The organism is Streptomyces sp. NPDC051217, from assembly GCF_044455465.1.
Lineage (GTDB): Bacteria > Actinomycetota > Actinomycetes > Streptomycetales > Streptomycetaceae > Streptomyces.
In genome coordinates this window covers 340,737-354,153 of the sequence record NZ_JBITEV010000006.1, presented here as the reverse complement: position 1 = coordinate 354,153, position 13,417 = coordinate 340,737, and the positions used below count along the sequence as shown (strand labels likewise).

General features: G+C 67.4%; 8 protein-coding genes. All 8 read left to right on the top strand.

Going from position 1 to position 13,417, the window contains the following annotated elements:
- The first annotated feature begins 320 nt into the window (after positions 1-320).
- The 8 genes from ACIBBB_RS17155 to ACIBBB_RS17120 all read left to right on the top strand — a co-directional run bounded on the left by ACIBBB_RS17155 (position 321) and on the right by ACIBBB_RS17120 (position 13,348).
- Positions 321-2,918: an ABC transporter family substrate-binding protein gene (locus ACIBBB_RS17155; protein WP_398982628.1), complete on the top strand. Its 2,598-nt coding sequence runs from the start codon at positions 321-323 to the stop codon at positions 2,916-2,918.
- Between the two features lie 330 nt (positions 2,919-3,248).
- Positions 3,249-5,135: a translational GTPase TypA gene (gene typA, locus ACIBBB_RS17150; RefSeq protein WP_398982626.1), complete on the top strand. Its 1,887-nt coding sequence runs from the start codon at positions 3,249-3,251 to the stop codon at positions 5,133-5,135.
- Between the two features lie 477 nt (positions 5,136-5,612).
- A complete protein-coding gene (locus ACIBBB_RS17145; protein WP_398982624.1) occupies positions 5,613-7,256 on the top strand; it encodes an ABC transporter substrate-binding protein in 1,644 nt (547 codons plus the stop codon).
- 147 nt (positions 7,257-7,403) lie between these two features.
- Positions 7,404-8,330 carry an ABC transporter permease gene (locus ACIBBB_RS17140; protein WP_189110236.1) on the top strand — a complete coding sequence of 309 codons (927 nt, stop codon included), beginning with the start codon at positions 7,404-7,406 and terminating at the stop codon, positions 8,328-8,330.
- The gene (locus tag ACIBBB_RS17135; RefSeq protein ID WP_398982622.1) at positions 8,323-9,291 is read left to right on the top strand and encodes an ABC transporter permease; all 969 of its coding nucleotides are present in this window, start codon (positions 8,323-8,325) and stop codon (positions 9,289-9,291) included. Before ACIBBB_RS17140 ends, ACIBBB_RS17135 begins: the two co-directional genes overlap by 8 nt.
- An 11-nt stretch (positions 9,292-9,302) precedes the next feature.
- Entirely contained in the window at positions 9,303-10,361 is a 1,059-nt protein-coding gene (locus ACIBBB_RS17130) for an ABC transporter ATP-binding protein (protein ID WP_398982620.1), read from the top strand.
- Complete coding sequence (locus ACIBBB_RS17125; RefSeq protein WP_398982618.1) at positions 10,354-11,529, top strand: ABC transporter ATP-binding protein; 1,176 nt, start codon at positions 10,354-10,356, stop codon at positions 11,527-11,529. The genes ACIBBB_RS17130 and ACIBBB_RS17125 overlap by 8 nt, the downstream gene beginning before the upstream one ends.
- Before the next feature lie 184 nt (positions 11,530-11,713).
- Positions 11,714-13,348, top strand: coding sequence for an ABC transporter substrate-binding protein (locus tag ACIBBB_RS17120; RefSeq protein WP_398982616.1), 1,635 nt, complete (start codon positions 11,714-11,716; stop codon positions 13,346-13,348).
- The last annotated feature ends 69 nt before the right edge of the window (positions 13,349-13,417 follow it).

Below are 13,417 nucleotides of genomic sequence, written 5' to 3'. Positions count from 1 at the left end.
ACTTGCCCTCACTTCCGCAGGGGAGCGATGCCATCGGTAATGCGCCTGCGAGTGTCGCTCCTCACATCCCCGCTTGTGAAGGGACGTGCAGGGATTCCCGGCGCATACGTGAGCCGTGCGCTCCGCGTCGTTGATGTCGCGCCCTTCCATTTTCGCTCTTTCGGCGGCTCTGTGTCCTGTTCCTCGTTGAGCCGTACGGGTGGCCTTCGGGCACCGGACCGCCGTGTCGCCGCTGTCGGGTCGGACCGGTCCACTTCAGTGGGCGGGCAATAGGTGTGATCATCTCTAAATTCCACAAACAGGACGAAGAGGTAGAAGCCATGTCCCAGGTCGGCGCCCCACGCGGGAGGACATGCTCCCGGACCATCCGCTCCGTCGCACTACTCACCACCGGCGTGCTCGCCCTGCCCGCGCTCGCCGGGTGCGGCTCGGGCGACGAGCGGAGCAAGGTCCCGGAGGCCGCCCAAGACGTCGGGCCCGCGGCACGGGACCGGATCGCCGACGGCGGGACGCTGCGCTGGGCCGTGGACACCGTGCCCACCACCCTCAACACCTTCCAGGCGGACGCCGACGCCACGACGTCGCGCATCGCGGGCGCCGTACTGCCCGCACTCTTCACCCTCGACAAGACCGGCCGCCCGCAGCGCAACCCGGACTATCTGGAGTCCGCGAAGATCGTCGAGCGCGAGCCCAAGCAGGTCGTGCTCTACAAGCTCAACCAGCAGGCGGTCTGGAGCGACGGACGCGAGCTCGGCGCCCCCGACTTCGTGTCCCAGTGGCGCGCGCTGAGCGGCAAGGAGTCCGCGTACTGGACCGCGCGCAACGCCGGATACGAGCGCATCCAGAAGATCGAGCGCGGCAAGGACGACCTGGAGGTCCGGGTGACCTTCAACAAGCCGTACGCCGACTGGAAGGCGCTCTTCAGCCCGCTGTACCCGAAGAGCGTGATGGGGGCGCCGAACTCCTTCAACGACGGCGCGCGCGCGAAGCTCAAGGCAACGGCCGGGCCCTTCCAGATCAAGGAGCTCGACCGCGAGGACCGCGAGATGACCCTCGTCCGCAACCCCCGTTGGTGGGGTGCGCGGCCGAAGCTCGAATCGATCGTCCTGAGCGCGGTGCCGCGCGACAAGCGCGCCGCCGCGCTGGTCGCGGGCACGCTCGACCTCGCCGAGATCGACAGCCCGGTGGCCGAGCGGATCAACAAGGCGCGCGCCGGTAAGAGGGGCGGGGGAGCGGGGCCGCGGGCGGCTACCGGATCACCGTCGGGAACCGGGTCGCCCTTGGCGGAGGAGTCACCCAACGACTCGGACGAGGAAGAGGCCGACGCCGAGGCCGGGGAAGAGGCCGAGTCCGCGCGGGATTCCCAGGAGAAGCGGACCGAGGCGCTCGCCAAGTTCTCCAGGGAGCAGCAGGGCCTGCGCGGCTATGTCGTACGGAAGTCCCTGGAGCCCGCCTTCACACAGCTGGCGCTCAACGGGGAGACCGGGCCGCTCGCCGACGAGCGGGTACGGCGCGCCGTGGCCCGCGCGCTCGACCGGAAGAAGCTGGCCGAGGCCGTACTCAAGCCGCTCGGCCTGCCGGCGTACCCGCCCGGCAGCCATCTGGCGCTGGCCGGACAGCACGCGTACGCCGACAGCAGCGACGCGCTCGGGGACCAGAACACCCGGGAGGCGCAGGCGCTCCTGGCCGACGCGGGGTGGATGCCGGGCGGCGCCCTGAAGAAGGACGACGGTACGAAGGCCGGGAGCGAGGCCGACACCGACAAGAAGAAGGACAAGGACAAGGCCGGCGACGCGAGCGAGAAGGCCGAGAACGCCGAGAAGGACGCCGGCGCGGAGAACAAGGACAAGGAATCCGACACGAAGGACACCGATTCCGGTTCTGACTCGGAGTCCGATTCGGACTCCGCTTCCGGCTCTGAGTCCGACTCCGACAGCGCCTCCGACGAGGGTTCGTACGTCGTCGGTGACAACAAGCCCGGACGCGGCGCCCCCCTCTCCGAGAGCGGCACCCGCGTCATCGCCCCGGCGCCCGCCGCCGCCTTCCACCGTGCGGTTCTCCTCGGCCAGGCGGGGCTGCTGGACGACTCGGACGTCAGCGCCCAGGACAGGCAGCCGGGCGGCATGGCCGGCGCGTACGCCCCGCGCGGTACGGCGGCACCCTCCGCGTCCGAGTCCGCGTCCGCGTCCGACACCGAGTCGGACACCGAGTCGGACACTGACTCCGAGTCCGAGTCCGAGTCCGCGTCCCCCTCATCCTCCGCCTCGGCCTCCGGATCAGCCTCCGCGTCGGCCTCCGCCTCCGCCTCCCCCCTGCCCGGCTCGCTCGCCAAGAACGGCAAGCCCCTCACCCTCCGCTTCGTCCTCCCCTCCGGCCCCGGCTCCGAGCAGCTGCGCACCGTCGGTGAGAAGATCGCGCGCATGCTCGACCGCATCGGCATCCGTACGGAGATCAGCAAGGTCGCGGACGCCAACTACTTCAAGGACCACATCGCGTCGGGCGACTACGACCTCGCCCTGTACTCGTGGCCCGCGACCGCCTACCCCGCGACCGACGGCCGGCCGATCTACTCCAAGCCCGTCCCCGCCTCCGACGGCTCGTTGCTGGTGGAGCAGAACTACACCCGCGTCGGGACCGACCACATCAACCAGCTCTTCGACCAGGCCGCCTCCGAGCTGGACGAGAACGAGGCCCGCGATCTGCTCAGGCAGGCCGACGCCCGCATCTGGGCGGCGGCCGGTTCCATCCCCCTCTATCAGCGCCCGCAGCTCGTGGCGGCCAAGCCGTCCGTGGCGAACGCCGGTGCCTTCGCCTTCGCCTCCCCCCGTTACGAGGACATCGGCTTCAAGAACGGTGGCAGGAGCGGTCCGGAGAAGCCGGTGAAGTCGTCGGCGAAGTCCGAAAGCGACAAGAAGTAGAAGGACAGCGGTAGCACAGAAGAAGAAACGGAGAGAACCGGCAGGTCAGACCCTGGAAGCCGGACGATCAACTTGCCCGCCGGGCCTCCCGGCGGGCAAGATCGTGTCATCCCCTGACCCGGGCCGTTTCACACCCCGCAGTACGTCCCAGCAGACGCACGACCAGCAGTCCACGAGCGCGTTCCCCAGCGCTCCGCCTCTTATCGGATCGGTCCCGGAAGCCCCGGCATCGCCAGCCCCGTACGATGGGGTAGGCCGTGGCGTGTCCGCCCGGCAGGCGTACGAGGAAAACAACGCCGCATCCCACGATCGAGAGAAGCGCCAGCCAGCATGCCCACGCGCCACGACATCCGTAACGTCGCCATCGTCGCCCACGTCGACCATGGCAAGACCACTCTGGTCGACGCCATGCTGAAGCAGGCCGGTGCCTTCGCCGCGCACGCCGCCGAGCACCTCGACGACCGGATGATGGACTCGAACGACCTGGAGCGCGAGAAGGGCATCACGATCCTCGCCAAGAACACGGCGGTGAAGTACCACCCCAAGGAGGGCGGTACAGGTGACATCCCGAACCTGGTCACGATCAACATCATCGACACCCCCGGCCACGCCGACTTCGGCGGTGAGGTCGAGCGGGGTCTGTCGATGGTCGACGCGGTCGTCCTCCTCGTCGACGCCTCCGAGGGCCCGCTGCCGCAGACCCGTTTCGTGCTGCGCAAGGCGCTGTCGGCCAAGCTGCCGGTGATCCTGTGCATCAACAAGACGGACCGGCCCGACGCCCGTATCGCCGAGGTCGTCGACGAGACGTACGACCTCTTCCTCGACCTGGACGCGGACGAGGACCAGATCGAGTTCCCGATCGTCTACGCCTGCGCGCGTGACGGCGTCGCCTCGCTGACCAAGCCGGAGGACGGCACGGTCCCGGCCGACAGCACCAACCTGGAGCCCTTCTTCACCACGATCCTGGGCTCCGTCCCGGCTCCGGTGTACGACGAGGACGCGCCCCTCCAGGCCCACGTCACCAACCTGGACGCCGACAACTTCCTCGGCCGTATCGCGCTCTGCCGCGTCGAGCAGGGCGAGCTGAAGAAGGGGCAGACCGTCACGTGGATCAAGCGTGACGGCACGATGTCCAACGTCCGCATCACCGAACTGCTGATGACGGAGGCGCTCACCCGCAAGCCGGCCGAGAAGGCCGGTCCGGGCGACATCTGCGCCATCGCCGGTATCCCGGACATCATGATCGGCGAGACCCTCGCAGACCTGGAGAACCCGATCGCGCTGCCGCTGATCACGGTGGACGAGCCGGCCATCTCGATGACCATCGGCACCAACACCTCGCCGCTGGTCGGCAAGGGCGGCAAGGGCCACAAGGTCACCGCCCGACAGGTGAAGGACCGTCTGGACCGCGAGCTGATCGGTAACGTCTCGCTGCGCGTCCTGGACACCGAGCGTCCCGACACCTGGGAGGTGCAGGGCCGCGGTGAGCTGGCGCTGGCCATCCTGGTCGAGCAGATGCGCCGTGAGGGCTTCGAGCTGACGGTCGGCAAGCCCGAGGTCGTCACCAAGGACATCGACGGCAAGCTGCACGAGCCGATCGAGCGCATGACGATCGACTGCCCCGAGGAGCACCTGGGCGCGATCACGCAGCTGATGGCGACCCGCAAGGGCCGTATGGAGACCATGACCAACCACGGGTCCGGCTGGATCCGGATGGAGTGGATCGTGCCGTCCCGCGGACTCATCGGCTTCCGTACGGAGTTCCTCACCCAGACCCGCGGCACCGGCATCGCGCACTCGATCTTCGAGGGGCACGAGCCGTGGTTCGGCGAGCTGCGGACCCGTAACAACGGCTCGCTGGTCGCGGACCGTTCCGGTTCGGTGACGCCGTTCGCGATGGTCAACCTCCAGGAGCGCGGTGTCATCTTCACCGAGCCGGGCACCGAGGTGTACGAGGGCATGATCATCGGCGAGAACTCGCGCGCCGACGACATGGACGTGAACATCACCAAGGAGAAGAAGCTCACCAACATGCGTGCCGCCTCCGCCGACACCACGGAGAACGTGGTGCCGCCGCGCAGGCTCTCGCTGGAGCAGTCCCTGGAGTTCTGCCGCGACGACGAGTGCATCGAGGTGACCCCGGAGACGGTCCGTATCCGCAAGGTCGTCCTGGACCAGAAGGAGCGCGGCCGCGCGGCCTCCCGCGCCAAGCGCTGACGCACCGCCGCCGCGGACCATGACGGTCCGGCAGGTGTACGTTTCCCCGGCCCGGCCCCCGCGAGGTGCCGGGCCGGAGGTCTGCCCCCCGGCGGCGGCCGGACAGTAGGGTGTTTTGGCCGAGCCGAGGGCTCCTGTCAACTCGTTTTCCGTGGCGAAACGTCCGGATACCGGGTATCGCTCACCGGAAGCTGCGTTAACAGTCCGTTTCGCGGGTGTCTGTCTGTGCTTACTTTGTCCGGATTTCGGGCGTAGGTGATAGGTCGATGTTGTCAAAACGAGACGCAGTAAGTGTGGTTTACCGGTCGGGCGTACTTAATAGTTGGCTCCATTGAGCTCGGGTCAATGGGTCATGCGCTGTGGGGAGCGCCGACTCACGAGCACACACTCGGTGCATCGATCGGCCGCCGTCAGGGGTGTCGGCGTAACGATCGGTGCCCATCTTGTTGTGACAAGTGGACTCATGAGGAGGAACCCATGCGCGGTGCCAAGAGCGCCAAGTGGGTCGCGGGCGCGATAGTTATCGCCCTGGCTGCGACCGCCTGCGGCGGCGGCGACAGCGACAGCGGCGACGACATGAAGGCGGGGAAGGCCGACCCGAATGGCATTCTGACCGCACAGCTCGGCGAGCCGCAGAACCCGCTGCAGCCGGCTAACGCCAAGGAGAGCCAGGGCAGCCGTGTCCTGCGCGCCATCTTCTCCGGCCTGGTCGACTACGAGCCCGGGACCGGAAAGCTTCAGTACGTGAACGCCGAGTCGGTCACCCCGAACGACGACTCGTCCGTCTGGACCGTCAAGCTCAAGCCCGGCTGGAAGTTCCACGACGGCACCCCGGTCACCGCCGAGTCCTACGTGAACTCGTGGAACTGGTCGGCCAACGTCAAGAACAACCAGACCAACTCCAGCTGGTTCCAGGACATCAAGGGCTACGCGGACGTCCACCCCGAGAAGGGTGACCCGAAGGCCGAGAAGATGTCCGGTCTGAAGGTGGTCGACGAGAACACCTTCACGATCACGCTGACCAGCTCGGTCTCGTACTTCGCGTACAAGCTGGGCTACGACGTGTGGGCGCCGCTTCCCGAGTCGTTCTTCGCGGACCCGAAGGCCGCCGGCGAGAAGCCGGTCGGCAACGGCCCGTACAAGTTCGTCTCGTGGGACCACAAGAAGCTGATCAAGGTCCGCAAGTTCGAGGACTACACCGGGCCGAACAAGGCCAAGAACGGTGGCATCGACTTCAAGAACTACACCACCGCCGACTCCGCCTACTCGGACCTGCGGTCGGACAACCTCGACTGGATCGAGCAGGTCCCGACCACGGCCCTCACGAGCTACAAGGACGACCTGGGCGACCGCGCGATCGACCAGGAGTACTCGGCCGTCCAGTCGATCGTCCCGGCGTTCTACACGGACCAGTTCAAGGACATCGACCCCAAGGTCATCCAGGGTCTGTCCATGGCGATCGACCGTGACACGATCACCAAGACCGTGCTGCACGGCACCCGTTCCCCGGCCGACTCCTACGTCGCCCGCGGTGTGCTCGGCTACAAGGCCGGCGCCCTCGGTGACGTCACGAAGTTCGACCCGGCCGCGGCCAAGGCCCTCATCAAGGAGGGTGGCGGCGTCCCCGGCAACAAGATCTCGATCCAGTTCAACGCCGACCAGGACCACAAGCCCTGGGTCGACGCGGTCTGCAACAGCATCCGCAAGAGCGTCGGTGTCGAGTGCACCGGTGACTCGAAGCCGGACTTCCAGGCCGACCTGAACGCGCGTGACAACAAGCAGGTCAAGTCCATGTACCGCGGTGGCTGGGTGCTCGACTACCCGGTCAACTCGAACTTCATGCGCGACCTGTACGGCACCACCGCCGCCGGTAACACCTCGGGCTACTCCAACAAGGAGTTCGACGCGCTGGCCACGAAGGCCGACCAGGCGGCGACGCTCGACGAGACGGTGAAGCTGTACCAGGACGCCGAGCAGCTCCTGAAGGCTGACATGCCCGCGATTCCGCTGTGGTTCTACAAGAACAACTCGGGTCAGTCCAGGAACGTCTTCGGCAAGATCGCTTACGGCCAGGACGGCGACCCCATCTTCACCAGCGTCCAGGTGAAGGCCAAGAGCTAAACATCGGGACCGTCAACCGGTGCCGCCGCTCCCCCGTGGGGCGGCGGCACCGGCCCGGCCAGGCAGGCCCCGGGAGACTCCACCCCATACCCCGTGGCGGAGAAAACTACGAAGGCCATCGCCGACCCCTCACGGCATGGAGGCATGATGGGGCGCTACGTCGCAAGGCGACTGCTCCAGATGATCCCGGTATTCATCGGGACCACTCTGATTATTTTCCTTATGGTCCATATCCTTCCGGGCGATCCGATCCGGGCGATGTGGGGTGACAAGGCGGCGGACCCCGCACAGGTCGCCGCGCTACGTGCTGACTTCGGGCTCGACCAGCCCCTGTGGAAGCAGTACGTCGACTACATGTGGGGGCTCCTCCAGGGAGACTTCGGCGAGACGTTCGGTGGCCGTCAGGTCGCCGACGAGATGTCCGAGGCCTTCCCGGTGACGCTCCGGCTCACCATGGTGGCCCTCGTCATCGAGATCATCATCGGTATCGGCCTCGGCGCCTGGGCGGGTCTGAAGGCCGGCAAGGCCGTCGACACCGGCGTACTGATCTTCACGCTCATCGTCATCTCGATCCCGGTCTTCGTGCTCGGCTACCTGGCGCGCTTCGTCCTCGCCGACGAACTGGGGTGGGTCGCGCCCAATGTGCAGGACTCCACGGACTACGCCCAGTTGTTCCTGCCAGGCTTCGTTCTGGCGATGCTGTCGATGGCGTACGTGGCACGGCTGACCCGTACGACGTTCGCGGAGAACCTGCGGGCCGACTACATGCGTACGGCGATGGCCAAGGGCCTGCCCAGACGCCGCATCGTCGGCGTCCACCTGCTGCGCAACTCGCTGATCCCGGTCGTCACGTTCCTCGGCACCGACGTCGGCGGCTTCATCGGCGGCGCGGTCATCACCGAGGGCATCTTCAACGTCCAGGGCGTCGGCAACCTGCTCTTCAAGGCGCTCCAAGGCCGTGAGGGCTCGACGATCGTCGGCGTGGTCACGGTCTTCGTGCTCATCATCCTTCTGATCAACCTGGTCGTCGACCTGCTGTACGCGGTCCTGGACCCGAGGATCCGGTATGCCTGACGTGATCAAGACCAAGACTGACGCGGCCACCGACGCCATCGCGCCGCCGGCCGCCGGAGCTCCCGAGACCGTGGCCGAGGGCCACAAGTCGCAGGGCAAGCCGCGCAGCCTGTGGGGCGACGCCTGGTACGACCTGCGGCACCGCCCGATGTTCTGGGTCTCCTCGATCCTGCTGGTCTTCCTGATAGTCGTGGCCGCCTTCCCGGGGCTGTTCACCAGCGTCGACCCGCGCGACGGCGACCTCACCAACCACTTCCTGACCAAGCCTGAGCTGGGCAGCTTCTTCCAGCCCGACTGGTTCGGCTACGACGGCCAGGGCCGTTCGATCTACGCGCGTGTCGTCTACGGGACGCGCGCCTCGATCCTGGTCGGTGTCGGCGTCACCGCGGCGGTGACGCTCGTCGGCGGACTGCTCGGGATGCTGGCCGGCTACTTCGGCGGCTGGCTCGACTCGGTCATCTCCCGTATCACCGACATCTTCTTCGGCATCCCGTTCCTGCTCGGCGCGATGGTCGTCCTGAACGCCTTCACCGAGCGCAAGGTCTACGTCGTGATCTTCGCCCTGGCCTTCCTGGGCTGGACGTCGATCTGCCGCGTGATGCGCTCATCGGTGATCACCGCCAAGCAGGCGGACTATGTGACGGCGGCGCGCGCCCTCGGCGCGGGCACCCGGCGGATTCTCTTCCGCCATGTGCTGCCGAACGCGATGGCGCCGACCATCGTCGTCGCGACGATCGCGCTGGGGGGCTACATCTCGGCCGAGGCGACCCTGTCGTTCCTGGGTCTCGGCCTCGCCGATCCGACCATTTCCTGGGGCATCGACATCGCCCAGGGCAGCAAGGACATCAGGGACAACCCGCACGCACTGTTCTTCCCGGCCGGAATGCTGAGCCTCACGGTCTTCGCGTTCATCATGCTGGGTGACGCCGTACGCGACGCCCTCGACCCGAAGCTGCGCTGAGGAGGGCGTACGTGACCATCATCGAAGAAACCTCAAGTGTCCCGACGCCCCGACCGGGCGAGTCGGACACCACCCCACTGCTCGAAGTACGCGACCTCCATGTGGAGTTCCACACCCGGGACGGTGTCGCGAAGGCCGTCAACGGCGTGAACTACAGCGTGGCCTCGGGCGAGACCCTGGCCGTGCTCGGTGAGTCCGGCTCCGGCAAGTCCGTGACCGCGCAGGCGATCATGGGCATTCTCGACATGCCGCCGGGCTCCATCCCGCAGGGCCAGATCCTGTACCGCGGGCAGGACATGCTCACCATGAGCTACGAGGAGCGGCGGAAGATCCGTGGCCGGAAGATCGCGATGATCTTCCAGGACGCGCTCTCCTCGCTGAACCCCGTCCTCTCGGTGGGCTACCAGCTCGGCGAGATGTACCGGGTCCACGAGGGCCTCTCCCGCAAGGCGGCCAAGATCAAGGCCGTCGAGCTGATGGAGCGGGTCAACATCCCGGCGGCGAAGGCGCGGGTCAACGACTACCCGCACCAGTTCTCCGGCGGTATGCGCCAGCGCATCATGATCGCGATGGCGCTCGCCCTGGAACCCGACCTGATCATCGCGGACGAGCCGACGACCGCGCTCGACGTGACCGTGCAGGCCCAGGTGATGGACCTGCTCGCGGACCTTCAGCGCGAGTTCAACATGGGGCTGATCCTCATCACCCACGACCTCGGCGTCGTCGCCGACGTCGCGGACAAGATCGCCGTCATGTACGCGGGCCGGATCGTGGAGACCGCGCCGGTGCACGAGCTGTACAAGCGGCCGGCGCACCCGTACACGCGTGGTCTGCTCGACTCCATCCCCCGGCTCGACCAGAAGGGGCAGGAGCTCTACGCGATCAAGGGCCTGCCGCCCAACCTGCTCAAGATCCCGGCCGGATGCGCGTTCAACCCGCGCTGCCCGAGGGCGCAGGACATCTGCCGTACGGATGTCCCGGCCCTCGAACCGGTGACCGAGCGGGACGGCACCGAGCTGCCCGGCCGCGGCAGCGCGTGCCACTTCTGGAAGGAGACGATCCATGGCTGACCCCAAGAAGACGGACGGGAACCCGGCCGGACCGGCTGACGCCGGCTCCGAGGTCGTCACCCCCAACGTCACCGAGGTGACGGAGATCGATGTCGCCACCGAATCGGCGGCGGTCGCCGCCATCGAGGCGCCGGCGGAGCGCGGGGAGCCGATCCTCCAGGTCCGCAACCTGGTCAAGCACTTCCCGCTGACCCAGGGCATCCTCTTCAAGCGCCAGGTCGGCGCGGTCAAGGCCGTGGACGGGGTCTCCTTCGACCTCTACCAGGGCGAGACCCTGGGCATCGTCGGCGAGTCGGGCTGTGGCAAGTCCACGGTGGCCCGGCTCCTGATGACGCTGGAGACGGCGACCGCGGGCGAGGTGTTCTACAAGGGCCAGGACATCACCCGGCTGTCCGGGCGGGCGCTCAAGGCGGTCCGCCGGAACATCCAGATGGTCTTCCAGGACCCGTACACCTCGCTGAACCCCCGTATGACCGTCGGTGACATCATCGGTGAGCCTTTCGACATCCATCCCGAGGTGGCGCCGAAGGGTGACCGGCGGGGCAAGGTCCAGGACCTGCTCGACGTCGTGGGACTGAACCCGGAGTACATCAACAGGTACCCGCACCAGTTCTCCGGCGGCCAGCGCCAGCGCATCGGCATCGCACGCGGTCTCGCGCTCAACCCCGAGATCATCATCTGCGACGAGCCGGTCTCGGCCCTCGACGTGTCCGTGCAGGCGCAGGTCATCAACCTGATGGAGAAGCTCCAGGACGAGTTCAACCTGTCCTACATCTTCATCGCGCACGACCTGTCGATCGTCCGGCACATCTCCGACCGGGTGGGCGTCATGTATCTCGGCAAGATGGCCGAGATCGGTACGGACACCCAGATCTACGACCACCCGACGCACCCCTACACCCAGGCGCTGCTGTCGGCGGTCCCGGTCCCCGACCCGGAGGCCCGTACCGGCCGCGAGCGGATCATCCTCTCCGGCGACGTGCCGTCCCCGGCGAACCCGCCGTCCGGCTGCCGGTTCCGTACCCGCTGCTGGAAGGCGCAGGACAGGTGCGCCAAGGAGGTCCCGCTGCTGGCGATCCCCGAGCGCTTCGTCGCCTCGACCACGCCGGCGGCGCACGAGTCGGCCTGCCACTTCGCCGAGGAGAAGGACGTCATCCACGCCGCGTGAGGTGCGGTGACGTGAACGACGAGAGGCCCGGGCCGTACGCGGTCCGGGCCTCCGTCATGTCCGCGCGACCGGGCGGGGACGGCCCGGACACCCGTTTCCCCGCACGGGTGCCCAATACATGCGCAATATCTGAAAGGGAGTGATATTTGGGCCTAAGTGACAGTCAGGACTCAGGAGGAACCCCATGCGCGGAGCCACGCACGCCAAGTGGGCCGCAGGTGCGCTCGCCGTCGCCCTCACCGCGACGGCCTGCGGCGGCGGCGGGGGCGGCAGCGGCGGCGGGGGCGGCGCCGACGGGGTGCTCAGCTCGTCCTGGGGCGACCCGCAGAACCCACTGGAGCCCTCCAACACGAACGAGGTCCAGGGCGGCAAAGTCCTCGACATGGTCTTCCGGGGGCTGAAGCGGTACAACCCGAAGACCGCCAGGGCCGAGAACATGCTCGCCCAGAAGATCGAGACGAAGGACTCGACGAACTTCATCATCACCGTCAAGAACGGCTGGACCTTCAGCAATGGTGAGAAGGTCACGGCGAAGTCTTTCGTGGACGCCTGGAACTACGGCGCGAACCTGAAGAACAACCAGCGCAACGCCTACTTCTTCGGCCAGATCGACGGCTACACGGCCGTCCACCCCGACTCGGGCAGCCCCACCGCCACCACGCTCTCCGGCCTCAAGGTCACCGGCCCCCAGACCTTCACCGTCAAGCTCTCCCAGAAGTTCTCCACCTGGCCGGACACCCTCGGGTACGCCGCGTTCGCGCCCCTGCCCTCCGCGTTCTTCAAGGACCACGCGGGCTGGCTCGCCAAGCCCGTCGGCAACGGGCCGTACACCATCGACTCGTACACCAAGGGCTCGCAGATGTCCCTGCGCAAGTGGGACGACTACCCGGGCCCGGACAAGGCGCAGAACGGCGGCGTGGACCTGAAGGTCTACACCGACAACAACACCGCCTACACCGACCTGACAGCCGGCAACCTGGACCTCGTCGACGACGTCCCGGCCTCCCAGCTCAAGAACGCGCCCGCCGACCTGGGGTCCCGCTACATCAACACCCCCGCCGGCATCATCCAGACCATTGCCTTCCCGTTCTACGACAGGGCCTGGAACACCCCGGACGCCGTGAAGGTCCGCACCGGCCTGTCGATGGCGATCAACCGCAAGCAGATCACCGAGACGATCTTCCAGAAGACCCGCACCCCGGCCACCGACTGGACCTCACCCGTCCTCGGCGAGTCGGGCGGCTTCCAGGCCGGCCTCTGCGGCAAGGCCTGCGACTTCGACCCCGCCGCGGCCAAGCAGCTGATCAACGACGGCGGCGGCCTCCCGGGCGGCCGGATCCAGCTCTCGTACAACGCGGACACCGGCTCCCACAAGGACTGGATCGACGCCGTCTGCAACAGCATCAACAACACCCTCGGCAACGACCGGGCGTGCGTGGGCAGGCCCATCGGCACCTTCGCCGACTTCCGCAGCCAGATCACCCAGCAGAAGATGCCCGGTCCGTTCCGGGCGGGCTGGCAGATGGACTACCCGCTGATCCAGAACTTCCTCCAGCCGCTCTACTTCACCAACGCCTCCTCGAACGACGGCAAGTTCACCAACGCCGACTTCGACAGGCTCGTCAACGAGGCGAACGCCGAGAGCGACGAAGCGGCAGCGGTCAAGAAGTTCCAGCAGGCCGAGGGCGTCGTACGGGACAACATGGCCGCCATCCCGCTCTGGTACCAGAACGGCAGCGCCGGCTACTCGGAGCGGCTGAGCAACGTGAAGCTGAACCCCTTCAGCGTCCCCGTCTACAACGAGATCAGGGTCAACTGACGCCCGGAGGTCGTCGGGCCCGGCGCACTCCCCGCGCCGGGCCGCACCCTTCCCCCGCCACGCACGACC